The 25,144-nt window shown below is 73.2% G+C and carries 22 protein-coding genes; 6 read left to right on the top strand and 16 right to left on the bottom strand.

Translation table 11 applies throughout. The features are described 5' to 3' along the window. Positions 1-120: 120 nt before the first annotated feature. Together ACQEVU_RS30535 and ACQEVU_RS30530 are read left to right on the top strand one after the other, a co-directional pair. Positions 121-1,086: a phosphotransferase family protein gene (locus tag ACQEVU_RS30535; RefSeq protein ID WP_433329550.1), complete on the top strand. Its 966-nt coding sequence runs from the start codon at positions 121-123 to the stop codon at positions 1,084-1,086. Positions 1,087-1,132: 46 nt separating this feature from the next. After that, positions 1,133-2,911 (top strand): PAS domain-containing protein, encoded by a 1,779-nt coding sequence (locus ACQEVU_RS30530; RefSeq protein ID WP_433329548.1) that lies wholly within the window; start codon positions 1,133-1,135, stop codon positions 2,909-2,911. 39 nt (positions 2,912-2,950) lie between these two features. Here ACQEVU_RS30530 and ACQEVU_RS30525 read toward each other — a convergent pair whose 3' ends face one another. The 10 genes from ACQEVU_RS30525 to ACQEVU_RS30480 form a co-directional block, all read right to left on the bottom strand. Continuing rightward, positions 2,951-3,304 (bottom strand): hypothetical protein, encoded by a 354-nt coding sequence (locus ACQEVU_RS30525; RefSeq protein WP_433329546.1) that lies wholly within the window; start codon positions 3,302-3,304, stop codon positions 2,951-2,953. A 50-nt stretch (positions 3,305-3,354) separates the two neighbouring features. Next, positions 3,355-5,184 (bottom strand): FxSxx-COOH system tetratricopeptide repeat protein, encoded by a 1,830-nt coding sequence (gene fxsT / locus ACQEVU_RS30520; protein WP_433329544.1) that lies wholly within the window; start codon positions 5,182-5,184, stop codon positions 3,355-3,357. A 1,124-nt stretch (positions 5,185-6,308) separates the two neighbouring features. Next, positions 6,309-6,749 carry a universal stress protein gene (locus ACQEVU_RS30515; protein ID WP_433329542.1) on the bottom strand — a complete coding sequence of 147 codons (441 nt, stop codon included), beginning with the start codon at positions 6,747-6,749 and terminating at the stop codon, positions 6,309-6,311. A gap of 55 nt (positions 6,750-6,804) precedes the next feature. Further along, entirely contained in the window at positions 6,805-7,323 is a 519-nt protein-coding gene (locus ACQEVU_RS30510; RefSeq protein ID WP_433329540.1) for an MgtC/SapB family protein, read from the bottom strand. Between the two features lie 22 nt (positions 7,324-7,345). Further along, positions 7,346-8,608, bottom strand: coding sequence for a cytochrome P450 (locus tag ACQEVU_RS30505; protein WP_433329538.1), 1,263 nt, complete (start codon positions 8,606-8,608; stop codon positions 7,346-7,348). Positions 8,609-8,660: 52 nt separating this feature from the next. Further along, positions 8,661-10,055, bottom strand: coding sequence for a flotillin family protein (locus ACQEVU_RS30500; RefSeq protein WP_433329536.1), 1,395 nt, complete (start codon positions 10,053-10,055; stop codon positions 8,661-8,663). Continuing rightward, positions 10,052-10,630, bottom strand: a complete 579-nt coding sequence (locus tag ACQEVU_RS30495; protein ID WP_433329534.1) for a hypothetical protein — start codon at positions 10,628-10,630, stop codon at positions 10,052-10,054. Before ACQEVU_RS30495 ends, ACQEVU_RS30500 begins: the two co-directional genes overlap by 4 nt. Before the next feature lie 220 nt (positions 10,631-10,850). After that, positions 10,851-12,038: a metallophosphoesterase gene (locus ACQEVU_RS30490; protein WP_433329532.1), complete on the bottom strand. Its 1,188-nt coding sequence runs from the start codon at positions 12,036-12,038 to the stop codon at positions 10,851-10,853. 155 nt (positions 12,039-12,193) lie between these two features. After that, on the bottom strand, positions 12,194-12,730 hold the full coding sequence (locus ACQEVU_RS30485) for an FKBP-type peptidyl-prolyl cis-trans isomerase (protein ID WP_433329530.1): 537 nt from the start codon (positions 12,728-12,730) through the stop codon (positions 12,194-12,196). A gap of 165 nt (positions 12,731-12,895) precedes the next feature. Further along, the gene (locus tag ACQEVU_RS30480) at positions 12,896-13,453 is read right to left on the bottom strand and encodes a TetR/AcrR family transcriptional regulator (RefSeq protein WP_433329528.1); all 558 of its coding nucleotides are present in this window, start codon (positions 13,451-13,453) and stop codon (positions 12,896-12,898) included. Positions 13,454-13,520: 67 nt separating this feature from the next. Here ACQEVU_RS30480 and ACQEVU_RS30475 point away from each other — a divergent pair, with 67 nt between their 5' ends. Further along, positions 13,521-13,916 (top strand): nuclear transport factor 2 family protein, encoded by a 396-nt coding sequence (locus tag ACQEVU_RS30475; protein ID WP_433335140.1) that lies wholly within the window; start codon positions 13,521-13,523, stop codon positions 13,914-13,916. 205 nt (positions 13,917-14,121) lie between these two features. Here ACQEVU_RS30475 and ACQEVU_RS30470 read toward each other — a convergent pair whose 3' ends face one another. Next, entirely contained in the window at positions 14,122-15,612 is a 1,491-nt protein-coding gene (locus tag ACQEVU_RS30470) for an MFS transporter (protein WP_433329526.1), read from the bottom strand. A gap of 264 nt (positions 15,613-15,876) precedes the next feature. Between ACQEVU_RS30470 and ACQEVU_RS30465 the strand changes: the two genes are divergently transcribed. The 3 genes from ACQEVU_RS30465 to ACQEVU_RS30455 all read left to right on the top strand — a co-directional run bounded on the left by ACQEVU_RS30465 (position 15,877) and on the right by ACQEVU_RS30455 (position 19,875). After that, on the top strand, positions 15,877-17,697 hold the full coding sequence (locus ACQEVU_RS30465) for a discoidin domain-containing protein (RefSeq protein WP_433329524.1): 1,821 nt from the start codon (positions 15,877-15,879) through the stop codon (positions 17,695-17,697). A 79-nt stretch (positions 17,698-17,776) separates the two neighbouring features. Continuing rightward, positions 17,777-18,199, top strand: coding sequence for a MarR family winged helix-turn-helix transcriptional regulator (locus tag ACQEVU_RS30460; protein WP_433329522.1), 423 nt, complete (start codon positions 17,777-17,779; stop codon positions 18,197-18,199). Continuing rightward, positions 18,196-19,875, top strand: a complete 1,680-nt coding sequence (locus tag ACQEVU_RS30455) for an MFS transporter (RefSeq protein WP_433329520.1) — start codon at positions 18,196-18,198, stop codon at positions 19,873-19,875. The genes ACQEVU_RS30460 and ACQEVU_RS30455 overlap by 4 nt, the downstream gene beginning before the upstream one ends. A gap of 28 nt (positions 19,876-19,903) precedes the next feature. On the opposite strand, the gene ACQEVU_RS30450 is transcribed toward ACQEVU_RS30455, so the two are convergent. The 5 genes from ACQEVU_RS30450 to ACQEVU_RS30430 all read right to left on the bottom strand — a co-directional run bounded on the left by ACQEVU_RS30450 (position 19,904) and on the right by ACQEVU_RS30430 (position 25,137). Beyond that, positions 19,904-21,475 (bottom strand): ABC-F family ATP-binding cassette domain-containing protein, encoded by a 1,572-nt coding sequence (locus ACQEVU_RS30450; RefSeq protein WP_433329518.1) that lies wholly within the window; start codon positions 21,473-21,475, stop codon positions 19,904-19,906. A gap of 125 nt (positions 21,476-21,600) precedes the next feature. Further along, on the bottom strand, positions 21,601-22,500 hold the full coding sequence (locus tag ACQEVU_RS30445; RefSeq protein WP_433329516.1) for a septum formation family protein: 900 nt from the start codon (positions 22,498-22,500) through the stop codon (positions 21,601-21,603). A 5-nt stretch (positions 22,501-22,505) separates the two neighbouring features. Continuing rightward, a complete protein-coding gene (locus tag ACQEVU_RS30440) occupies positions 22,506-23,396 on the bottom strand; it encodes a septum formation family protein (RefSeq protein WP_433329514.1) in 891 nt (296 codons plus the stop codon). Between the two features lie 59 nt (positions 23,397-23,455). Next, positions 23,456-24,415, bottom strand: coding sequence for a 2-dehydropantoate 2-reductase (locus ACQEVU_RS30435; protein WP_433329512.1), 960 nt, complete (start codon positions 24,413-24,415; stop codon positions 23,456-23,458). Continuing rightward, positions 24,412-25,137 (bottom strand): tyrosine-protein phosphatase, encoded by a 726-nt coding sequence (locus ACQEVU_RS30430; RefSeq protein WP_433329510.1) that lies wholly within the window; start codon positions 25,135-25,137, stop codon positions 24,412-24,414. The genes ACQEVU_RS30435 and ACQEVU_RS30430 overlap by 4 nt, the downstream gene beginning before the upstream one ends. Between the last annotated feature and the right edge of the window lie 7 nt (positions 25,138-25,144).

Raw genomic sequence — 25,144 nt, 5'->3', positions numbered from 1 at the left:
TGCACCACCCTTTCTTGTTAATAATTGTCGATCAATGTTTTCCGGAATCATTACTTTCATGATCGCCAATGTGGAATAGCGGGGGCACCGGCGCCGTGCGCGAGCGCGTAGGGTGGTGCGATGTCCGCCGTCATCAGCCCGACGCAGCGCCAGCTCGACGCCGGGGCCGTATCCGACCTGCTCCGCGAGCGGTTCGGCCGCGTCGCCGTCCACTGTGGACCGCTCTCCGGCGGCACCTTCGCCGCCGTGTGGCGCGTCGTGCTCGACGACGGCACCGAGGCCGCCGTCAAGATCGGGCCGCCCGCCGGGGTGCCGCTGCTGCGCTACGAGCGGGGCGTGATCGCCGCCGAGGCGCGCTACTACCGGCTGGCCGGGGCGGCGGGCGGGGTGCCGGTGCCGCCCGTCCTCGCCGCCGACGACGAGGTCGTCCTGGTCGGCCTGCTGCCGGGCCGCCCCCTCACCGAGCCGGAGAACCAACAGGACCCGGATTCGGTACGGCGTGAGCTCGGCACCGCCCTGCGCGCCCTCCACGCCGTCAAGGGCGAGCGCTTCGGCTACGACGGCGAGGGGCGCACGAGCGGCGCGACCTGGCCGGAGGCGTATGCGGCGATGACCGCCGACCTGCTCGCCGACGCCCGCGACTGGGGCGTGGCGATGCCGGTCCCCGACGCCGAGATCCTGGCCCTCGCCGAGCGCCACGCCGGTGCCCTCGCCGAGGTCCGCGAGCCGTCGCTGGTCCACTTCGACCTCTGGGACGGCAACGTGCTGTGCGCGGACGGCCGGCTGACCGGGCTGGTCGACGGCGAGCGGTACTTCTGGGGCGACCCCCTCTACGACTTCGTCTGCACCGCGATCGGCCGGCGGATGGAGGACGAGCCGGGCCACCCGGTCCTGCGCGGGTACTACGGCACGGAGGCGCACGATTTCAACGCGGGCGAGCGGATCAGGCTCGGGCTGTACCGAATCCAGTTCTGTCTGTTGCTCCTGGCGGAGATGCCGTCGCGCGCCATGACCGGCGAGATCGCGCGGGAACGCCGCGAATGGGTGACGCCGCAGCTGCTGGCCGACATCAACGCACTGCGCTGACCCCCGCCAATGTGATAGAAGACGTTATCCAACGGTGAGGACTTCGATGGGCAGGCTGGACGGACGCAGACTCCTCGTCGGCTATGCCGTGCTCATGGCGGCCCTGGCCGGCCTGCTGTTCCTCCGCCCCGGCCTCAACTCCGTCGCCTGGGCCGGCATCGGCCTGCTCGCCTCCGGGGCGATCGTCGCCGGGATCGTGCGGGTGCGCCCGCCGCGCTCGGCGCCGTGGTGGGCCCTGGCCGCGGCGCTGATCGCGATGATGCTCGGCGACTTCGTCTACGGCCTCGTCGCGCCCGGCGGCGCCGAGCCCCCGGCCCTGGCCCAGCTCGCCTACCTGGCGATGTTCCCCATCGTCGCGATCGCGCTCATCGGCCTGACCCGCGAGAGCGTCTTCCTCGACGACCGCAGCCGCCTGCTCGACCTGCTCGCCCTCGGCACCGCCGGGCTGCTCGCCGGCTGGGTGTTCATCGCCTCGCCGCGGATGGCCGGCGGCGGCATGACGGCCGCCGACTGGTCGGTCCAGGCCGCGTTCAGCCTCGGCGACGTGATCGTGCTGGTCGTCACCACCCGCCTGGTCACCGCCACCCCGCGCAATCCCTCGGCGGTCCTGCTGGCCGTCGGCGCGGCCGCCATGCTCCTCGGCGACGCGGCCTACGGCGTCGCCCAGGCCGACGGCGGGCTGCCGCCCGGCGGCCCGGCCGACGCCGCCTACGTGCTGCTCTACGCCGCCTGGGGCGCCGCCGCGCTGCTGCCGTCGATGGCCCGCCTCACCGCCCCGCCCACCGGCCGGGTCCGCCCGGCCCGCGAGCCCGTCGGCGGCCTGGGCCTGGCCCTGCTGCTCACCTGCGTCGCGTTCGCCCCGCTGGTCCTGCTCGTGCAGGCCCTCACCGGCGGCGTGCACGACGGCCCGGTCATCGCGGCCGCCTCTGGCATCACGCTCGTGCTGCTCGTCGTGCGCCTCAGTGACGCCGCCGGCAAGCACGCCGGCGCCCTGCGCCGCGAGCGCGCCCTGCGCGAGGCCGGCACCGTCCTCGTCGGCGCCGCCGACGCCGGCCAGGTCGCCGACGCCGTGCGCGCCGCGGTCCGCACGCTGCTGCCCGACGGCACCCCCTACGACATCGTCGTCGACTTCAGCCTCACCGACCTGCTGCCGCTCGGCGAGCTGTCCGCCCCGCGCATCCAGCCCGTGACCGGCATACCGCCGCTGTGGAGCGAGCGGCTCGCCGAGCACGACCACGTGCTCGTCTGCCCGCTCGACGCCGGCGTGCTGTACGTCGCCGCCCCGCGCCGCGACCTGCTCACCGCCCTCGACGCGGTCTCGGTCGTGGCCGGCCAGGCCGCCCTGGCGCTGGCCCGCATCAGCCTGACGGAGGCCGCCAGCCGCCGCGACAGCGACGACTACCTGCGCGCGGTCACCGAACACGCCGGCGACGTGGTCCTGGTCCTCGACGACGACCAGCGCATCCGCTACACCAGCCCGACGGTCGCCGACCTGCTCGGCATCTGGCCCACCCCGTTCGCGACGCTGCGCGAGATCGTCGCCCCCGAGGACCGCGAGCACGTCCGCCGCACGGTCGAGCGGGCCGACACCGCGGACCGCGACGGCACCTACGACCTGTGGAGCCTGCGCCGCCCGGACGGCACCCGCGTCCTGGTCGAGGTCATCGTCCGCGACCTGCGCGACGACCGCCTGGTCCGCGGCATGGTCGTGACGCTGCGCGACGTCACCGAGCAGCGCCGCGCCGAGCACGAGGTGCTGCGCCGCGCCTTCCAGGACACCCCGGCCGCCCAGAACCGCGACAGCTCGTCCCGCAAGTTCCACTGACGGCCGCCCCGCCGGCGCCGCCCGCGCCGGCGGGCGCGGTTACAGCGGCAGGAGATCCCGCTTGAGGCGGTGCACGACGCGCCACTGCGCGCGGTTGCCCGACGGCCACGGGAAGCCGCCCCAGCGGAAGACCCAGTTGAGGTACGACACGAACGGCACCGTCGGCGTCTCCTCGTCGTCGTTGCGGTGGAAGCGGTACCCGGCCTCGGTGAGCCGCTCGACGATGACCTCGATGTTCTGCCGCGCCCGCCGCGCCATCTCGTCGCACACCGCCTGCGCCTCGGCGGCGAGCTCGGCCTCGAGCGGCGCGGCGCCGAGCTGCCGCTGCTCGTGCCAGACGGTGTCGCGCTGACCGTTGTTGTACCGCTGCAGCCACTGCGGCCCGGAATCCATGCGCGCCATGATGCCCCGCGATGATCGGCGCCGCCGCCCCGGCCCGGCGGTCACGGCACGTTCGGCTCCAGGATGATGCGCGCCCGCCGCCCGGCCCGGATGTCGAGCGTGACCGGATGGTCCGCGCCCAGGCGCGCCACGGCGGCGCCGAGCACCGTCCTGCGTACGACGGTGCCGTTGCCGGCCCGCGGCGTCGCGGCGAGGTTGCCCCCGGCGACGAGCGTGTGCGGGTGCTCCTCGCCGAGCGTCGCCCGGGCCGCCTCGTACGCCTCCTCGATCAGGGCCGCCGCGGCCGCGGGCTCGCCGGTGCGTGCGAGGTCGTCGGCGTGGTTGACGTCCGCCGCGATCGAGAACGGGTGCGCCGGCCCGAGGCGTTCCCGCAGCGCCTCGGCGACCGCCGCCGACTCGGCCAGCGCCGTGCCGTGCTCGCCGAGCCGGCTCAGGAACCCCGCCCGGTTGCCGCGCAGCACGAGCATGAACGGGTTTGCGGCGTCCAGCGGCGAGACCTTCATTGCCTCCTCGGTGTCGCCGCGCGCCCGGTCGTGCCGGCCCGCCGCCGAGCGGTCGGCGCTCACGCCGGCGAGGCAGATCAGGGTGTACAGGTGCCCGCGGGCCAGCAGCCGCCGGCACCGGTCGAGCGTCGCCTCGCTGAGCTCCTTCGCCGCCGTGCGCCGGCCCAGCCAGCGCAGCGCGGTGGCGAGGCTCGTCGCCGCGAGCAGGGTCCCCGGGTGGTCGGGGCCGACCGTGCCGAGATGGCCCTCGTACGACCACGTGAGCATCCGCCGCGACTCGGCCAGGTCGCCGACCCAGAGCAGGTCGATGCCGTGGCTGGTCGCCGCGTGCAGCGTGTCCGGGTGCGTGTCGCCGTTGAGCCGCCGTTGCCGGCGCAGCGCATCGGCCTGCAGCGCCGAGGCGCGGCGGTGATCGCCGAGCAGCCGCAGGCTTACCGCGAGGTTGTTGGCGGCGTAGAGGGTGCGCTGATGGTCGGGGCCGAGCACGCGGCGGTAGCGGTCGAGGGTGTCGGACCCCAGGCGGTACGCGGCCGGGTAGTCCGCGGCGATGCGCAGGTCGGCGCCGACGCTGTTGGCGGCGTTGAGGGTGATGGGGTCGTCGGGCCCGCTGATCCGCGTCAGCCGGGCCAGCACGTCCGCGTTGACGGCCGCGGCCTCGGCGTATCGGGCCATCATGCGCAGGGAGTTGGCGGACTCGGCGCGCAGCCGCAGCGTCACGGGGTCGTCGTCGCCGAACCGGCGCCAGCGCTCCAGCACCGTCGTGGCCAGGTCGAGGCCGGTGCGGGGGTCGCCGCGGCGGTAGAGGTAGCGCACCAGGTCGACGATCAGCTGCCGCATCGCCGGGTCGTCGTCGTCCGTGGCTCGGCAGGCCTCGACGTGCGCGAGCACGACGGCGTACGCCGGCCAGCGCACCGGGTCCCCCGGGTCGTGCGGGTCGGCGTCGGCGAGCATGAGCCGGGCCAGGCGGCGGCGCCCCGCCACGCCGTCGGGTCCGAGGTGGTCGCGGACCACGGCCTGGACCAGGCGTTTCACCTGCAGCGTCCGGCTCTGCGGGTCGAGCCGGGCGAGCGCCGAGGCGGCGACCTCCCGCACCAGGCGGGCCTGCACGATCGGGTCGCGCACGTCCGGGTCGAGCCCGGCGAGCTCGTCGAGGGCACGCTCGGAGCCGAGCAGGAGGTCGACCGGGACCGGCTCCGGCGCCAGGCAGGCGCAGACCTCCAGCAGGGCGGCGGCCGCGGGCTGGGTGCCGTGCAGCCGGTCCAGCGCCAGCCGCCACGTGGCCGTGATCGCCCGGCCGTAGTCGGCCGGCGGGGCGTCCTCGAACAGGCGGGCCGGCGCGGCGTCGAGCAGCCGGAGGTACTGCGGCACCGGCATCGCCGTCGAGGCCAGCCACCCGCCGGCCTGCTCGATCGCCAGGGCAGGTCGCCGAGGCGGTCCGCGAGCTCACGGGCGTCGCGGTCGTGCAGGTCCGGGGCTCGCCGGCGCAGCAGCGCGACGCTCTCGTCGCGGTCGAACACGCCGAGCTCGACCGTGCTCGCGTAGCGCCCCCAGTCCCGGTTGCGCGAGGTGATGAGCAGCCGCCCGGCGCCGTGCGGCATGAGCTCGCGCAGCCGCGCCGGGTCCTCGGCGTTGTCGTAGATGAGTAGCCAGCGGGCGTACGGCCGGCCGCGCCGCAGGGCGTCGAGCACCGCGGCGACGCTCTCCGTCCCCTCCGCGGCCGGCACGCCCAGGTGCGCGGCGAGCGAGATGAGCGACTCGCGCACCAGCGTCGGATGCTCGGCCGGCACCCACCAGACCAGGTCGAAGCCGGCGGCGTAGCGGTACGCGTACTCGACCGCGGTCTGCGACTTGCCGACGCCGCCGAGCCCGTACAGCGCCTCCGGCACGACGACCGCGGCGCCGCCCGTCAGCCGCTCGTGCAGCCGATCGAGGACCTCGTCCCGCCCGACGAACGCCGGGTTGCGCGGCGGCACGCTCCACACCCGCGGCAGCGCGCCCGGGAAGGGCCAGTGACTCCCGTCGCCGGCGGGCGGCGGCTCGACCACCGTGCCGCGCAGCGTCCGTACCGCGGCCAGCAGCGCCTCCCGCGCCCGCTCCTCCGGCAGCCCCACGAGGTCGAGCGCCGCCGCGCCCGCCGGGCCGGTCCCGTCCGGTCCGACGCGGATGAACAGCTGTTCGCCCTCCGCCCCGGTGCGCCGCCCGTCGGAGAGCCGCAGCCGCCGCGACGCCACGATTGTGCCGGGCGCGGCGTCGTCCGGCAGCCGCCGCAGCACGGCGTCGACCCCGGCGAGGCTCAGCTCCGCGCGGACCCAGTCCGCCCACGCCCGCCCCGACCGCCCATCGGCCCCTCCCCGGGTAGGAGCCAAGCTTATCGATCGGTCACCGTTCGGCAACGGTGCGGAGTCGCCCCGCCGCTCAGCCCACGACGTGGCGCCGGCACGCTCCGGTCGCGACGCCGAACAGGGCGGCGTCGAGCGTCAGGTGTGCAGGGGCTAGGGCACGACCGTGACGGGCCAGCGGCCGGACTTGACCAGGCGCACGGCCAGGGAACCGACGAAGCGGTGGCCGAAGCGGCGCGACGCGCCGACGACCACGGCGTCCGCGCGCAGGTCCGTGGCGATGCGGATCAGCTCCCCGTACGGGTCGCCGCGCACCGCGATGAACTCGGCATTCACGCCGGTGTGCACGGCGCCCTCCTCGACCTGGCGGCGCATGTCCTCGATCGACTCGCTGATGGCCTGCTCGACCGCGCCCGCGGCCTCCGCGATCAGGCGGCTCGCGGCCGGGGCGCCGGTCACGAAGACCACGACCAGGCGGGCCCGCTGGCGGCGGGCCAGACCGGCGGCGTACGCGCCGGCGCGCATGGAGGTGTCCGATCCGTCGACACCGACCACGATCACCTTGGGTCCGTCGGTCCCGAGTTCGAACTGCACGCGAACAGCATGCCGTAGGGGGGCGCCGTTGTCGCCGCGGGGCAGGGAAACGACATCAACGCGGGTGGTGCGGCTCGTCGTCGCTCGTGAAACGGTCGGCGAAGCGGCCCGCGTCCAGGCGGCGCAGGAGCGGGATGTAGCGCAGCTCCAGCGTCAGCAGCACCAGCACCGTGGCGCCCGTCGCGACCAGGATCAGGCCCTCGCCGGCGCAGGCGCCGATGACCGCCGCGGCGAGGATGGTCGCGGCGGTCGTCACGCCGTGCAGCGTGGCCAGCTGGCTGGTGCTGCGGCCGCCGCGCGTGGCCGGCGCGATCGGGTCCTGGGCCGTGTTCTGCGGCGGGTTCTGGCGGAACAGCAGGCCCGCGCCGATGAAGCCGACGCCGGTGATGGCGCCGGCCAGGGCCGTGGGCGCATTCTTCTCGGCGAGCAGGCCGATCACGCCGCCGGCGATGCCGACGAGGGCGAAGGTGCGGTCCCCGGCCGTCGAGCCGCGCAGCTCCCGCTCGTAGCCGAGCGCAAAGGTGAGCGCGAACGAGACGAACAGCCGGCCCACCAGGAGGAGGTCGTGGGTCACGGGCCTCATCCTGCCCGACGCGTCAGACGGTCACCGGGAGGGTCTCGAAGCCGCGTAGCACGCGCGTCGTGCGTCGGGTCGGGGGGCCGTCGGGGCGCAGGTCGGGGTACCGCTCGAACAGCATCCGCAGCCCGACCTCGCCCTCCAGGCGGGCCAGCGCGGCGCCGAGGCAGTAGTGCACGCCGCCCGAGAAGGACAGGTGGTCGCGGGCGTTGGCGCGGGTCACGTCGAAGCGGTCCGGGTCGGCGAACACGTCCGGGTCGCGGTTGGCCCCGCCGAGCATGGCCATGACGACCTGGCCCGGCGCGATCGCGTAGCCGCCGAGGTCGGCCTCCCGGCGGCAGACGCGCGCGGTGACCTGGACGGGGGAGTCGTACCGCAGCGTCTCCTCGACCGCATTGGGCCAGCGCTGCGGCTCGTCGCGCAGGATCGCCAGCTGCTCGGGGCGGCGCATGAGCAGCGACGCGCCGGTGCCGAGCAGGTTGACGGTCGTCTCGAAGCCCGCCGCGAGCAGCAGGCCGGCCGTGGCCAGCAGCTCGTCCTCGCTCAGGTCGTCGAGCTGGACCAGCTGGCTGAGCAGGTCGTCGCCGGGATTGCGGCGCAGCCGCTCGAAGTGACCGCGCATCCACACGTTGACGCGCTTGATATTGATTTCCGTCTGACGGTACAGCGGGAAGGGCAGCCCCAGGTCCAGGGTCGGCGCGGCGGCGTTGCCCCAGGCGAGGAACTGGCGGCGCATGTCGAGCGGGACGCCGAGGATCTCGGCGATCACCGTCACCGGCAGCAGCGAGGCGAAGTCGGCGACCAGGTCGGTGGGCTTGTCGCGCAGCAGTTCGTCGCAGGTGCGCTCGATCCGCGGGCGCAGGCCCTCGATGGCGCGGGCGGTGAACACCTTCGAGACCAGCCGGCGGTACCGCGTGTGGTCGGGCGGGTCGACGACGAGCATCGACGGCGGGTCGACCGGGCCGATGGGGGAGCTGCGGCGGCTGAAGCGGAACATCAGCGCGACCGGTGCGGGCAGCGGCCGGTCGGTGAACCCGACGCCGAACGCGTCGTGGCGCAGCACCGCGGCGGCCAGATCGTGCCGGGCGGTCGCCCACATGAGGCGGCCGCGCACCAGCGGCGCGGTGTCGCGGATCGTCTTGTAGAACGGGTACGGCTCCTGGCGTACCGCTGGATCGGTGAAGAATCTCGCCTGCTCGTCACCCCGGCGGGCGGCGGCGTTGATGCCCGCCCGCATGAACCCGTGCTTCGTGGCCCAGCGGATCGCGGTTCCCGGCAGCATGGCCCTGACCACCCCCTTGGTACTTCACGGTACCAAGGGGGCCGGCCACGGTCTACTTCGCCTCGATCGCCTCCGGTTTTCCATTACTCGAGGCTAGCCCGGCCAGCAGGGACCGAAGGTCGATGCCGGTCAGGTCGGTGCCGAGCTGCAGGCCCTGGGCGACGTTGCTGGCCACCGACTTGGTCAGCGACGTGGCGCCCTCGGTCGAGATGACGGTCATCGTGTCGATCTCGCCGATCGGCGCGCTGGCCGCGCCGACGACCTCGGGCAGGACCCGCACCAGCAGGTCGAGCACCGCGGCCTGGCCGTACTGCTCGAACGCCTCGGCCTTGGCCCGCATCGCCGCCGCCTCGGCCTGGCCGCGGGCCAGGACCGCGTCGGCCTCGGCGGCGCCCTCGAGCCGGACCGCCTCGGCGGCCGCGGCGCGGCGGGCCCGCTCGCCCTCACCCAGCAGCTTGGCCTGCTCGGCCGAGGCCTGGGCGGTGGCGATCGCGGCGTTCTTGGCCGCCTCGGCCTCCTGCTCGACGCGGTACCGGGCGGCGTCGGCCGGCTTGCGGACCTCGGTGTCGAGCTGGCGGTCCTTGAGCTCCGCGTTGCGCTCGGCCACCTTCTGCTGCTCGGCGATGATCGCCTGGTCGCGCTCGGCCTGGGCGAGCGGGCCGGCCGCGGCGGTGCGCGCCCGGGCCGCGTCGATCTCGGCCTGGACCGCGGCCTGCTTGAGCGCCAGGTTGCGGCCGGACTCGGCGATGACCTCCTCGGCCTTGAGGCGCTCCTGCTCCGCCCCCTGCCGGGCCTGGGCCTCGGCGATGGCGGCGGCCCGGTACACCCTGGCCGCCTCGGGCCGGCCGAGGTCCTCCAGGTAGGTGCCGGCGGTGCGGATGTCCTCGAGCTGGAACACGTCGAGGACGAGCCCCTGGTGCGTGAGCGTCCGCTCGGCCTCCTCGGCGACGTGCGCCGCGAAGCCGGCCCGGTCGCGGATGATCTCCTCGACGGTGAGCCGGCCGATGACCGAGCGCAGCGCGCCGGAGAGCACCTGCTTGGTGAACGCCTCGATGCGATCCTGCTGGTGCAGGAACCGCTGGGCGGCCGGGCGGATCATCTCCGCCGTCCCGCCCACCTTGACGATCGCGACCGCATCGGCGTCGCAGCGGATGCCCTGCTTGCTGACCGCGGCGGTGACCTCGACCGGGATCTCGCGGCTGGACAGGTCGAGGCGGTGCAGGCGCTGGACGATGGGCAGCACGAACACCGCCGCGCCCATCACCACCTTCTGCCCCGACAGGTCCGTGGTGACGCTGCCGTCCGCGGCCTTCACCGAGCGGCCCTTGCGGCCGGTGACGATGAACGCCTCGTTGGGGCCGGCGACCCGGACCCGCGACAGCACGGACGCGACGATGAGCACGACGAGCACGACGAGGCCGCCGATAGCGGCTAGGAGCGGTGTCATGACCCTTCCTCAGGAGAAAAGTGCCCCATTTGCTGATGGACGGCCGACAGCGGCGTGACCAGGACACTCGTCGGGGTGGGCACCCCGATGACGAGCACCCGGACGCCGAGCGCGAGCGGGCCGTCCGCGCGCGCGTTGAACTTCATCGGCTGTCCCGCGTAGGACAGCCGGACCTGGCCGAGGCCGCCGGGCGGGATCTCGCTCACCACCACGCCGACGGCGCCGACCAGCCCGGCGCTCTCCGGCGTCGCGTCGGTCGGCATGTCGGCGACGGCGTTGACGAACCGCCCCGCGCCCCAGGCGAGCGGCGTGCCGGCCACGAGCCCGGCGACGCAGCCGACGAGGACCGCGCCCGGGCCGCTGCGGTGCGACAGCTCGATCGCGATCGCCCCGCCGAACCCGAATCCGCCGATGAACCCACTCGTGATCGGCAGTGTGAATGCCCTGCCGTTGCGCCGCCTGGCCAGCCGATGGAGGAATCGGAAATGACCGATTCTCCGGAATCGGAGGGAAAGCAGCAGCAACAGGAGGCTCAGGCCACCCAGGCCCAAGAAGGCGAGCGTCACCGCGCTCATGCCGCCGCCTCCGCTGCGCTCCGGCGACGGCCTGAGCCAATGCTGTGCTTATTGCTCGCGGCCCCTCCGCCCGGTCTGGCTCGACGGGACTCCGTGGCGGTCGACCCAGACCAGGCGCCGCTTCGCTCCGGACCGCTCATGCGCCATCCCCGTTGTTCCCGGTGTCAGGGCGCCGGGAACCGCACGGCCGAATCTACGACCGGCCGTCAAGTGATCCGGGTCACGCTCCGGCGCGCAGGGTGATGAGCGTGATCTCGCTCGGGGCGAAGACGCGGAAGGGCGGGCCCCAGAATCCGGTCCCGCGGCTGGTGAACAGCTGCGTGCGCTCCCCGTGCCGGGTCAGGCCCTGCACCACGGGCTGGTCGACGCGCACGAGGTAGTGGAACGGCCAGATCTGCCCGCCGTGCGTGTGCCCGGACAGCTGCAGGTCGATGCCGTGCGCCACGGCGGCGTCGATCTGCTTCGGCTGGTGGGCCAGGAGCAGTACCGGCAGCGCGGGATCGGCGCCGTCGAGCGCCAGCGCGTGGTCGGCCCGGTGACCCTCCAGGCCGGAGCCGGCCGCGGTCCGGTCGTCGACGCCGGCCACCACGAGCCGGTCGCCGCCGCGCTCCACGACGACGTGCCGGTTGTGCAGCGGCTCCCAGCCGAGGGCCTGCATGCGGTCGAGCCAGCCCTGGGCGTCGCCGAAGTACTCGTGGTTGCCGGTGATGTACACCCGCGCGAGCTTCGCCCGGATGTCGCCGAGCGGCGCCGACTGCTCGGTGCGCTGCTGCGGGGTGCCGTCGGCGATGTCGCCGGTGTGCGTGACGATGTCGGCGTCGAGGGAGTTGACGACCTCGGTGACGCCCCGCGACCAGGCGGCGCGGTCGATCGGCCCGTAGTGGGTGTCGGTGAGCTGCACGATCCGCAGCCCGTCGAGGCCGGCCCCGAGCCGCGGGATGCGCACCTCGACGCGGCGCACCCGGGGCACGCGCATGGCCTCGCGGTACCCCCACAGACCCAGCCCGGCCGCCACCACGACGGTGAACAGCGCCGCGACCCGCGAGCGGACCGGGTCGGCGACCCCGCCGGCGAACAGCGCGAGGCGCAGCAGGTCGCCGGCGACCGCCCACACGAACAGAATCCACACGGCGCCGAGGATCGTGTCGCCGATGCGGGCGGCCCAGTCGACCCGCCGCCCGTGGCCGAGGAACATCGTGACCGGGAACGCGACGAGCGCCACCGCGAACAGCACGGTCCCGCCGGCCTGCACGGCCGCCGGCCAGTCGTTGCCGGCCATGACGAGCGACCACCACGGCACGCCGAAGAGCAGCCCGAGCACGACCACGAGCGTTCCGGCGAATGCCAGGGGTCGTAGCAGGGAGCGCGGCCGTTCGGCCGCCGCGGGCACCGCATCAGTAGTCGCCATCCGGCAATATTGGCACGCGCTGCGGGGCCCTACCTGAGAGACGCCTGAGAGATCAGTGCGACCCCGCGGCCGCGGGGCGCCGGCATGACGGCGTGCCTGCGGGGGCTGACGCCGGCGCTGGATGTCCGTCGCGGCCCGGGTCCTGTCCGCGGTCCCTACGAGGCCGCCAGCACGTCCACGATGAACCGCAGCGCGCCGGCCGGGCGGCCGCCGCCGGGGTTGTCGCCGTAGGCCATGGAGGACGGGATGTCCAGCTGCACCCGGCTGCCGACCTTGACGCCGACGAGGCCCTGGTCCCAGCCGGGGATGACGCTGCCGGTGCCGAGGGTGAAGGGGAACGCCTGCTGGTGGTTCCAGGAGGCGTCGAACTCCTTGCCGTCGGCGTAGGTCACGCCGACGTAGTTCACCGTGATCTGGTGGCCCGACTGGGTGGCCGGCCCCTTGCCCTCGATGAGCGTCGTCACGTTGAGCTTCGTCAGGGTGCCGCTGCCGGCCTTCGCCTCGGGCTTCGTCGACAGCGCGGGGTCGGCGCCGTCGGGCACGGGCGGGAACTTCGCCGCCGGTGCCGTGGTGGGCGCCTCCGCCGGCGCCGCGGTCGTCGCGGCGGCATTCGCGCTCTGGTTGTCCGTCGTCGAGCCGCCGGACCGGATCGCGAGCACCACGACCAGGGCGATGACGGCGGCAACGGCCACGCCGGCGCCGGTGATCGCGAGGACCCGCCGGCGCCTGGCCGCGGCGGCGGCCCGCGCCCGGGCGGCCTTGGCGGCGGCGCGCTTCTAGGCCTTGGACATCGGCTCGGTAACGTTCACCGGCATACCGTACGGCAAACCCGTCGCCCCCGGCGTTCCCGCTCCGGTTCAGGTCGCGACGATGCCCGTGCGCAGCAGCGACACGAGCCGCCGGGCGTGCGCGGCGTCGGCCGCGAGGGCCGCGCCGGCGGCGAGGACCAGCACGTCGGCGGCGGTGACCCCGGGCCGCAGCGCGTCCCCCGCCCGCGCGGTCAGCCGCTCGGCGACCGAGGTGATCGCCGCGTGCCACCGGTGGAACAGCGCGGTGCGCCGCTCGCTGCCCCCCTCGGTCGCCGCGAGCGCCAGGGACCGGTGCGCGGCGACGTGCACCACGAACTCGTCGAGCCACGTGAACAGCGCGTCCGCCGGGTCGGAGGCCTCCAGCAGCTGCTCGCCGCGCGCGCACAGGGCGGCAACCTCGTCGGCGTAGACGGCGACGAGCAGGTCCGCGCGGGTCGGGAAGTGGCGGTACAGCGTGGCGTTGCCGACCCCGGCCCGCCGCGCGATCACGTCCAGCGCCACGTCCGTGCCGCCGGCCTCGGCCAGCACCTCGCGCGCCGCGGCGAGCAGCCGGGCGGCGTTGCGGGCGGCGTCGGCCCGCGGGCCGCGCTTGCTATCCGGGGACATCCCCGGATACGTTACCCGAACGCAAACCGGGGATGTCCCCAGTTAGGATGGAGGGCTCGTCGTGGCCATGACGGCGGACGACCGGATCGCCATCACCGACCTCATCAACCTGCACGGCCACCTGACCGACCGCGGCGACTTCGACGGCCTGGCGGCCCTGTTCACGCCCGGCGTGGTGTACGACGTGTCGGCCCTCGGCGGCGGCGAGCTGACCGGCCTGGAGGCGCTGCGCGCGGCCGCGCTGGCGCTGGGCGAGGCCAATCCGGTGGCGCACCACGTGACGAACATCGTGCTGCGCGAGACCGCGGACGGCGTGGTCCACGCGCTGTCGAAGGGCCTGGGCATCATGGCCGACGGCTCGGCGGGCAGCGTGACCTACGAGGACACGCTCGAGCGCACGCCGGCCGGCTGGCGCATCACCCACCGCGTCGTGCGCCCCCGTCGCACCCCGCTGCGGGGCTGACGGCGCCGGCGCTACGGCACGAGCAGGACGCGGCCCAGGTTCGCGCGCGACCCCGACCTCGACGCCGACGTCCTGAGCGACGTCCTGCACAGCGGGCCGGTGCTGCATCTGCTGGAGCAGGGCGACGGCCCGCGGCTGGCGGCGACGCTGCGGGCGCTGGTCGCAGCCCTGCTCGACCAGCGCCCGCAGCCGTTGCCGTGAACGATCAGCCCGTGGCGCGCGGGCGGGTGGTCACCGCGGACAGCGGGGTGGCCACTTCCTCGAGGGACTGGCCCTCGGCGTTGACGCCCAGGAATATCTCCACCACGCCGCCGATGACCATGACGGCGGCGCCGATGAGGTAGCCGATGAAGAGCTTGCCCGGGTCCTGGCCCTCGCCGATCAGCCAGCCGTAGAAGATCGGGCCGATGGCGCCGAAGCACTGGGCGATGGCGAAGAAGACCGCGATCGCCTGGGCCCGGATCTCCAGCGGGAAGATCTCCGACACGGTCAGGTACGCCGAGCTGGCCCCGGCCGAGGCGAAGAAGAAGATGACGCACCAGGCCAGGGTCTGCGTGAACGCGTTGAGGATGCCCGCGTCGAACATCCACGCCGAGACGGCCAGCAGCACGCCGGAGAGGATGTACGTCCCGGCGATCATCTTGCGCCGGCCGATCGTGTCGAACAGGTGGCCCAGCACCAGCGGGCCGGCGAGGTTGCCGAGCGCGAACGCGATCAGGTAGATCGGCGTCTTCTCCGCGTCGACGTGGTAGAACTTCGACAGCACCAGCGTGTAGGTGAAGAAGATCGCGTTGTACAGGAACGACTGCGTGATCATCAGGCTCGCCGACAGGGTCGAGCGCGCCGGCATCTGGGTGAACAGGACCCGCAGCAGTGACAGGTAGCCGTGGCCCGAGGACGGGCGCACCTCCAGGGCCCTGGACTCGTCGACCGGGGCGAGGGTCTGGCCGGAGGACTCGACGTCGCGCTCGATCTGGGCGATGGCCTCCTCGGCCTCCCGCTCGCGGCCGTGCATGATGAGCCAGCGGGGGCTCTCCGGCAGGTGCCGGCGCAGGTTCCAGATCAGCAGGCCGATGATCGGGCCGATGAGGAAGCCCAGCCGCCAGGAGATGTTCAGGGAGATGTGGTTGAGCAGCACGTACGTGCCGAGCGTGCCGATGATGGCGCCGGCCCAGTAGGTGCCGTTGACGCCGATGTCGACGCGCCCGCGGTACTTCGCCGGCATCATCTCGTCGATCGCGCTGTTGATCGCGGCGTACTCGCCGCCGATGCCCGCGCCGGCGATGAACCTGGTCAGGTACAGGAACACCAGGGCGGTCGCGCCGTTGCCCCACGTCAGGGCGGTGAGCGCATTGCCGGCGAGGTAGACCCCGAGGGTCACGACGAAGAGATTCTTGCGGCCGAGGGCGTCGGAGAGGCGGCCGAAGAACAGCGCGCCGAAGACCTCGCCGAGCAGGTAGACCGTGGCGATCGCGCCGACCTGCGTGCTGGACAGGCCCAGCGTCTCCTGCTTGTTGAGCACCGCGCCGACGGCGCTGGCGATGGTGATCTCGAGGCCGTCGAGCACCCAGGCGGTGCCGAGCGCGAGCACCATCCGCGTATGGAACGGGGCCCAGGTGAGCCGGTCGATCCGTGCGGGGATCAGGCTGCGGATGATCCCGCCCGTTGACGCGGATGCGGATTGTATTTCAGCCACGTGCACCTCCCAGGCGCTGATGCCGCCTTGGGGGACGCGGCGGCGGGCGTCCATCTGTGACAGGACGTGCCCGAAGCCGCACATATCAAAACCCGCCACTTGACGGAACCGGCGGAATCGATAAGGCTGCTTTCTGAGAGAGCGCTCTCTCATCCCGCCAGCGAACGACGCCCGCCAGCGCCGGTCCACCGCCTGATCCGGCGCATCCCCCGCGGTGCGGCGTCGATCGCCGACGCCCCCAACCCACGTCAGGGAGCAGCCTAAATGCTCGAGAACTCGAGACCACCGACGCCCCAGAACATCGATGAGCGTGCGCCAAAGCGGCGCCGCCGGCGCAAGCCGTTGATCGTGAGCGCGCTCTCCGTGGCGGTCGTGCTCATCGGCTACGCGGCGTTCACGATCGGCAACGCCAGCGCCGCCAGCTCGCTGCTGTCGCAGGGCAAGCCCACCACCGCCTCCTCCTCGGAGAACGCCGGGACGCCCGCCTCGGCCGCCACCGACGGCAACACCGGCACCCGCTGGTCCAGCGCCTTCAGCGACCCGCAGTGGATCCAGGTCGACCTCGGCCAGACGGCGACCATCGACCAGGTCGTGCTCAACTGGGAGGCCGCCTACGCCAAGTCCTTCCAGATCCAGACGTCCGCCAACGGCACGACCTGGACCAACATCTACAGCACGACCACGGGCACAGGCGGGGTGCAGACGCTCGCGGTGTCCGGCTCCGGGCGGTACGTCCGGATGAACGGCACGGCCCGCGCCACCGCATACGGGTACTCGCTGTGGGAGTTCCAGGTGTACGGCTCGTTCGGCGGGACGACGGGCTGCGGCACCGCCAACGCGGCGCAGGGCCGCCCGGCCTCCGCGTCGTCGACGGAGAACGCGGGCACGCCCGCCTCGGCCGCCTTCGACGGCAACACCGGCACCCGCTGGTCCAGCGCGTTCAGTGACCCGCAGTGGATCCAGGTCGACCTGGGCGGCACCGCGAGCATCTGCGGCGTCGACCTGAACTGGGAGGCCGCCTACGCGAAGTCCTTCCAGATCCAGGTGTCCACCAACGGCACGACGTGGACGAACATCTACAGCACCACGACCGGCGCCGGCGGCGTGCAGCAGATCACCGCGTCGGGCTCGGGCCGCTACGTGCGCATGAACGGCACCGCGCGGGCCACCGCCTACGGCTACTCACTGTGGGAGTTCGCGGTCCACGTGACCGGCACCGTGCCGACCACGCCCAACAGCACCCCGCCGAGCAGCCCGCCGCCGCCGGACCAGTTCTGGGGCGACACCAGCAACATCCCGGCCGCGCAGAACGTGGTGATGGTCAAGGTGCTCAACCGCACCAACGGCGCCTACCCGGACAGCCAGGTGTACTGGAGCTACAACGGCTCGGTGCACTCGATCGCCGACCAGCCCTACTTCGACATGCCGGCCAACACCGCGGGCCGCATGTATTTCTACGTCGGCAGCCCGAACAGCCAGTACTACGACTTCATCGAGTTCACCGTCGGCCCGTCGGTGTTCAACGGCAACACCACGCGCGTCGACGCGTTCGGCCTGAAGATCGCGATGCGCCTGCACTCGCACGACGGCAATGACGTGCAGGTCGGCGAGGACTACCAGACCTTCACCGAGTCCCGCACCGCGACGTTCAACAAGTTCATCGCGGAGGTACCGCAGGAGTTCAAGGTCCTGGCGCAGTCCCAGGCGCCGTACCGCATCATCGCCCCCGGCAGCGACCCGACCTTCCGCAGCGGCGGGGTGAACCAGAACTACTTCACCGCGTACGCCCAGCAGTACGGCATCAACGCCCCGACCTCGGACATCTTCGGGTGCGCCGGGGTGCTGGCCAACGACCCGGGCAACTGCGCCGCGCTCAACCGGCACGTGCGCCAGCTGCCGCAGTCGGACTGGTCGACGCCGAGCCTGTACTACCAGGCCGCGCCGGCGAACTACTACGCCAAGTTCTGGCACGACCACGCCATCAACAAGCTGGCGTACGGCTTCCCGTACGACGACTACGCCGGGCAGTCCTCGTTCATCTCGCACGGCAACCCGCAGTACCTGCTCGTGGCCGTCGGCTTCTAAGGAGCGAACGGCGAGGGGTGGCGCGGATCACCGCGCCACCCCTTTCTTCATCCCAGGTTTATCAGTCTACATTTACTATATGGAGATCGAGAGCACCGCCGCGGCGCTGCAGATCGCGGTCGGCCGGCTGGTCCGGCGGCTGCGGCAGACCCACGTGCCGGGCGAGCTGACCCTGTCCGAGGCGTCGGTGCTGTCCCGCCTCGACCGGGAGGGCGCCATGACCCCGGGCGAGCTGGCCGCCTCCGACCGGGTCAAGCCGCAGGCGATGGGCACCACGCTGCAGGCCCTGGAGCAGCGCGGCCTCGTCTCCCGCGCGCCCGACCCGGGCGACGGCCGGCGCGTGCTCATGGCCGCCACCGACGAGGGCAAGCGGCTGCTCACCGACCGCCGCACGCTCAAGACCCACGCCCTCGCCGACGCGATCGGCCGGCTCACCGACGCCGAGCGCGACGCCCTCGTCGAGGCCGCCCGCCTGCTGGACCGACTGGCGGAGGAGCTGTGAGCGCCGCCGTCCTCGACCCGCCGAAGACCGACCGCTACAAGTGGGTCGCGCTGTCGAACACCACGCTCGGCATGCTCATGGCCACGATCGACGGGTCGATCGTCATCATCTCGCTGCCGGCCATCTTCCGCGGCATCGGCCTCGACCCGCTGGCGCCGGGCAACATCGGCTACCTGCTGTGGATGATCATGGGCTACCTGCTCGTGTCCGCGGTCCTGGTGGTCGCCCTGGGCCGTCTGGGCGACATGTTCGGGCGCGTCCGGATGTACAACTCCGGCTTCCTGATCTTCGCGCTCGCCTCGATCGCGCTCTCCTTCGACCCGTTCCACGCCGCCGGCGGCGCCCTGTGGCTCATCGGCTGGCGCATCGTGCAGGCGTTCGGCGGCGCGATGCTCACGGCCAACTCGGCGGCGATCCTCACCGACGCCTTCCCGGCCCGCCAGCGCGGCATGGCGCTGGGGATCAACCAGATGACCGCGCTCGCCGGGCAGTTCCTCGGCCTGCTGCTCGGCGGGCTGCTCGCCGCGTGGGACTGGCGGGCGGTCTTCTGGGTCAGCGTGCCGGTCGGCGTCGTGGGCACCATCTGGTCGTACCGCAGCCTGCGCGAGACCGGCGAGCGCCACCGCGCCCCGGTGGACTGGGCCGGCAACGTGACGTTCGCGGCCGGCACCGCGCTCATCCTGGCGTCGATGACCTACGGGATCCAGCCGTACGGCGGCCACCCCACCGGCTGGACCAGCCCCCGGGTGCTGGGCGGCATCGGCCTGGGCGTGGCGCTGCTGATCGCGTTCGTGGTCATCGAGTCGCGCGTGGCCCACCCGATGTTCCGCCTGGCGCTGTTCAAGGTGCGCGCGTTCGCCGCCGGCAACCTCGCCGCGCTGCTCGTGGCGGTCGCCCGCGGCGGCATGCAGTTCATGCTCATCATCTGGCTGCAGGGCATCTGGCTGCCGCTGCACGGCTACAAGTTCGAGGACACCCCGCTGTGGGCCGGCATCTTCATGCTGCCGCTGACCGCCGGCTTCCTCATCGCCGGCCCCGTATCGGGCTACCTGTCCGACCGCTTCGGCGCCCGCCTGTTCTCCACCACGGGCCTGCTGCTGGTCGCCGCCGCGTTCGCCGGCCTGCTGCTGATCCCGATCGACTTCCCGTACCCGCTGTTCGCGTCCCTGCTGCTGCTCAGCGGCCTGGGCCAGGGCATGTTCTCGGCCCCGAACACGGCGGCCATCATGAGCAGCGTCCCGGCCGGCCAGCGGGGCGTGGCCTCGGGCATGCGCTCGACGTTCCAGAACGCCGGCATGTCGCTGTCGATCGGCGTGTTCTTCTCCCTCATGGTGGCGGGCCTGGCCCGCGCCCTGCCCGAGACGCTCACGTCCGGCCTCACCGCCCAGGGTGTACCGCCGGACGTGGCCGGCCACGTCGCCTCCCTGCCCCCGGTGAGCACCCTGTTCGCGGCGTTCCTGGGCAGCAACCCGGTCGAGCACCTGCTGGGCGGCCCGGTGCTGGCGGCGCTGCCGCCACAGAACGTCGCGACCCTGACCGGCCACGAGTTCTTCCCGCACCTGATCGCCACACCGTTCCACGACGGCCTGGTGGTCGTCTTCGGCGCCGCCACGATCATGACCCTGCTGGCCACGGTCGCCTCCGCCTCCCGCGGCCGCCACGTGCGCCAGCAGTAGCACCGGCACGTCCGCTGCCGCTGGACCCTCACCTCAGGTTGAGGGTGCGGTACTGCCAGCGGGAGCGCAGCCAGCGGTCGTGGCTGGCGATGACGAAGGTGCCGGGGCCGGTGGACAGGGCCTCCTCCAGTTCGTCGCACAGGGCGGGGGAGAGGTGGTTCGTCGGCTCGTCCAGCAGGAGCAGGTCCGGCGGGTCGGCGATCAGCAGGGCCAGCGCCAGGCGGCGGCGCTGGCCGACCGACAGGTCGGCGACCGGGCGGGCGGCGTCGCGCGGGGAGAGCAGGCCGAGGCTGCTCAGCGGTACCGTCGCGGCCAGATCCTCGCCGAGCGACGCCTCGTAGGTCTGTGCGGCGGTGCGGTCCGGGCGGGCGAACGTGGTGTCCTGGGTCAGCAGGGCGACCCGCAGCGCGGGGCGGCGGTGGACGGCGCCCTCGGCCGCGAGGTGGCCGGACAGGACCGCCAGCAGCGTCGACTTGCCGGTGCCGTTCCCGCCGGTGACGAGGAGGCGGTCGCCGGACGGGATGTCCAGGCGGTCCAGGGTGAGGCGGCCGGGGACGTGGACGTCGCGCAGGGAGACGAGCAGGCCGTCCGTCGCCGTGGCCAGCGCGGGGGCGTGGAAGCGCAGCGGCGGCGGGGGCTTGCGGACCTGGTCGCGGGTCAGGGTGTCGAGGCGGCGCGACGCGTTGCGCACGCGGCGGGAGATCTGCTGCTCCACGCGGCCCACCGTGCGGCCGTAGTTCATCTTCTCGTTGTCGCGCTTCGGGCGGTTGTGCGCGACCTGGTGGGCCGTGACCGCCACCGCCTGGCGCAGGCCGGCCAGCTCCTCCTGCTCCTCGGCGAAGCGGCGCTCCCAGCGCTCCCGTTCGGCCCGCCGCTGCGACTGGTACGCCGAGTAGCCCCCGCCGTAGCGCTGAGGGCCGTCGACCGACGGGTCGAGGTCGATCAGGTCGGTGCATACGGCGTCCAGGAAGGCGCGGTCGTGGCTGGCCAGGACGACGACGCCGGGCAGGGCGCGCAGCTGGGCCTCCAGGAACGCGGCGGCGCCGTCGTCGAGGTGGTTCGTCGGCTCGTCCAGCAGCAGCGCGGCCGGGCGCCGCACCAGCAGGGCCGCCAGTGCCAGGCGGCCGCGCTGACCGCCCGACAGCGTCGCCAGGGTCCGGTCATGCGGTACCGCCGAAAGACCCAGGCCCGCGAGGACGATCTCGGCCCTTCGGTCGGCGTCCCAGGCGTCGAGCTCCTGGGCGCGCTCCAGCAGGACCGCGTAGTCGTCGAGGCGGTCCTCGGCCAGGGCCGCGTCCAGGCCGGCCAGGCACGCGCGGGCCTCACGCAGGGCGTCGTCGAGCACGGCCCGGAGCGTGGCCGAGGGGTCGTACGGCATCTCCTGGTGCAGATGGCCGAGGTCGGGCGGGCGCACGACGGTGCCGCCGTCGGGCTCGTCGGCGCCGGCGAGCAGGCGCAGCAGCGTCGACTTGCCGGTGCCGTTCTCGCCGATCAGGCCGATGCGGCGGCCGGGCGCGGCCGTGAGGGACACCCCGTCGAGCACGCGGCGCTGGCCGAACGTGCGCACGAGGTCATGGGCGAGCAGGGGTGCACGAGACAAGAAAGACCACCGGTGGGTAGACGCTTCCACCCGCCGGGCACGAAGCCTCGGACGCGGGCGCGGGAAGAGCCGGTGATCACATCGCCCTCGACGATATCCGGCCCGGCCCGCGCCCGGCAATCCGATTACACCGTGGCGTCGCCCATACCCTTGACCGACTTGCTGATCTTGCGGTTGTGCAGGAAGAAGTAGCAGCGCGAGGAGTGGTCGCCGGCCTTCCAGCCGGTGGCGCCGGACGTGCGCCACCAGACGTAGTAGACGTCGCGCTGCTTGTTGTACGCCGTGCGGGACATGCCCATGTACTCGAGCATCTTCGCCTCGCACGCCTTGCCGAACAGCTTGTCGTTGGCGTCCTGGCCGTTCGGGTACGCGGCGTCGGCCGGCGCGGTGACGTAGCCGGCGTACTCCATGTCGTGCGGGGACGTGCACGCCACCGGGTCGGCCCGCGCGAACAGCGTGTCCTTGGTGCCGCCGGACGTGACCGCGCACGTCTGGGCCAGCGCGCCGCCGTTCTGCACGGCGTTCTTGAAGGACTTGTCGAACTTCTCGAACTTGTCGTCGGGGCCGACGACGGCCGCGTCGCAGTGGTAGGTGCGCAGGCCGCCGAGCCACTGGGCGTACGTGGGCGGCTGCAGGTACAGGTACAGCCGCCCGGCCTGCCAGTCGCCGCCGAGGTACTTCGCCGCGCCCTCCTCGCACGCCGCGTACAGCGGCGCGAACTGGCCGCGGTCCGGCAGCTTCGGCTGCTTGCCGAGGTCGTCGGAGACCTTCCCGACCGCCACGATCTCGATCTGGTGCGGGCCGTCGCACGGCACAACCTCGGGGACGCCGTCCCACGAGGAGGAGTCCTGGTTGCTGAAGCCGGCCGAGTTGCGGCACTCGCCGAGGACCGGCTCGGGGACCTTCGCCGCGGGCATCATCGCCCAGTCGTCGCCGAGGTCGCCGTCGGTGCCGGCCGGGTTGGCGCAGCCGGAAAGGGCGCCGAGCAGCAGCAGCGCCGCCAGCGCGAGCGTGTGTCGTCTCATCGCCGTCAGACGTTGATGTCCCCGGCGCCCTTGAGCGACCGGTTGATCTTCTTCTTGTCGATCATGGCGTAGCAGCGGGCGGTGTGGTTGCCGGCGGTCCACTCGTCCTTGTCGCCGGTCATCCAGTAGCCGTAGTACAGCGCCTTCTGGTTGGCCCAGCTGCTGTGGCTCATGCCGATGTAGCTGAGCATCTTCGCCTCGCACGCCTTGGAGAACGCGGCGTCGACGGCCTTGCCGTCGGCCGGCCAGTCGTTCGTGGAGCTGCTGACCGCGCCGACGTACTCCACGTCGTGCGGGTCGGTGCACCTGGACGGCGTGATGTCGTCCCAGCTGTCCTGGGTCGTGCCCACCTGGGTGCCGCAGGTCAGCTTCAGCTCGCCGCCGGAGGTCAGGGTGCCCTTCATGGTGGTCTTGCGCGGCTCGAGCACGCCCAGCTCGGAGCGCAGCGCGCCCACGTCGCAGCGGTAGAAGCGCGCGTCGCCGCTCCACTGCCGGCTCGTCGGCACGACGACGTTCACCCAGACGCGGCCGCCCTGCCACTCGGCGCCGAGGTAGTCGGTGGCCGCCTTGTCGCAGTCCGACCACGCGTCGGTCAGCTGCGACGGCGACGGCGGCGAGCTCGAGCTCGCGGCGGAGCCGGTGAAGTGGCCGACCTTGACCGTCTCGAACACGTGCGACATGTCACACGTCGTCTGCGTGACCGCCGACGGCGTCACGTCGTTGACCTTGGTGGCGCTGGTCGTCCAGCACGAGTCGACGGCCGGCTCCGGGATCTTGGGCGCGGCCATCATCGCCCAGTCGTCGGTCAGGTCGCCGTCGCCGGCCTTGGTCCCGGCGCAGCCGCCGAGCGCCCCGGTCAGGGCGACGGCGGTAGCGAGCGCCGCAATTCGTTTCACGTTTCCTCCCCCGCGGATGATGCAGGGGGCACTATGTCAACTTCTCGACCAGTGAGGTATCAACCGAACAGTCGAGGTTCTGGATATAGACCGCGCTCACGGGCGGCCAGCCGGGCCAGCCCGAGCAGGGCGTCCAGCGACGGCGTCGGCACGCCCTCGGCCTCCGCGATCTCGCGCACCGCGCTCAGCATCGCGTCGAGCTCGAGCGGCCGGCCCGCCTCGGCGTCCTGCAGCATCGACGTCTTGAACGCGCCCAGGCGGCGGGTCACCGCGTTGCGGTCGGCCGGGCTCTGCTCGATCGGGCAGCCGATGCGCGCCCCGATCGCCGCCGCCTCCCGCATGACCGCGTGGGCGAAGCCGTTGACGAGCGGGTCGTCGAGGATGCGGTCGGCGGTCGCGCCCGTCAGCGCCGAGATCGGGTTGACGGTCATGTTGCCCCACAGCTTGTACCACACGTCGCGCCGCACGTCGGCCGACAGCGTGACGTCGAACCCGGCCAGCAGCCCGGCCACGGCGTCCAGGCGCGCGCTGCTGCCGCCGCCGGGCTCGCCGAGGATCAGGCCGTTGCCCGCGGCCAGGCGCGCCTCGCCGGGCGCGGTCACCGCGGCGCTGAGGTGCACGACGCAGCCGATGACCCGGGACCGGTCGATGACCGCGGCCACCGTCCCGTCCGGGTCGACGCTGCGCAGCGCCCGGTCCGGGAAGAACCACCACGGCACCCCGTTGAGCGCGGGCACGACGATCGTGTCCGGGCCGAGCAGCGGCTTGAGCGCCGGCGCGAGGGCCGGCAGGGCGTGCGCCTTCACGGTCAGGATGACGACGTCCTGCTCGCCCAGGTCGGCCGCCTCGTCGCTCGCGGTCACCGGCCGGGCCGCGCCGTCGAGGGACCAGCCGCGCTCGCGCAGCGCCGCCAGGGTCGCGCCGCGGGCCAGCACCGACAGCGGGCCGGCGATGCGGGCGCCGAAGACGGCGCCGACCGCTCCGGCGCCGACGACGCAGACCCGCTCCAGGCCGGTCACGCCGGGGCCTCCTCCAGCAGGTGGGCCTCGAGGCGGGCGTAGGTGGCGTCGGGCAGACCGAGGTACGCCCGGATGGAGCCGTGCCGGGCCCGCAGGTCGGCCAGGAACAGCAGCATCGCCTCGGCGGGGGAGAGCAGCCAGCGCCGCGGCATCTTCTCGATCTCCGGGTTGAGTCCGCGCAGGAACGCCAGGGTCCGCTCGGTGGCCGCGCTGGTCAGCGCGTAGTCCTCCGCCACGACGTCGTCGGGGACGCCCAGCGCGGCGAGGGTCACCGCCGACACCACACCGGTGCGGTCCTTGCCGGCGACGCAGTGCACGACCACGGGCGCGTTGCCGGCGTCGGCGATCACCTCGACCGCGGCCGAGATCGCCGGGTGGCCTTGCTCGGCGAGCTCGAGGTAGCGGTTGGCGAGCCACCGGGCGTCGCTGGGCTCGTCGTGGTCGGTGGCGTCCTCCCACTCCGCGTGCAGCGGGTTGAGGTGGTGGTACGTCAACCCCTCGAACGCGTGGATCCGCCCGTCGCGGTCGATCTCCCGCGGACGGCGCAGGTCGATGACGGTGCGTACGCCGAGCGCCGTGAACGAGGCGGCGTCCGCGGGGTCGATGCGGCTGAGCGAGTCGGACCGGTACAGCCGCCGCCAGCGCGTGGTGCGGCCCGACTCGGTGCCGTAGCCGCCCAGGTCGCGGAAGTTGAACAGGTTGGGGTGGTCGTAGTTGCGCACGCAGCGA

The sequence above is a fragment of the Dactylosporangium sp. CA-139066 genome (assembly GCF_050936175.1).
Classification (GTDB): Bacteria; Actinomycetota; Actinomycetes; order Mycobacteriales; family Micromonosporaceae; genus Dactylosporangium.
Note: the sequence above shows the minus strand (reverse complement) of the source record. Positions and strands in the feature narration are given on the sequence as shown.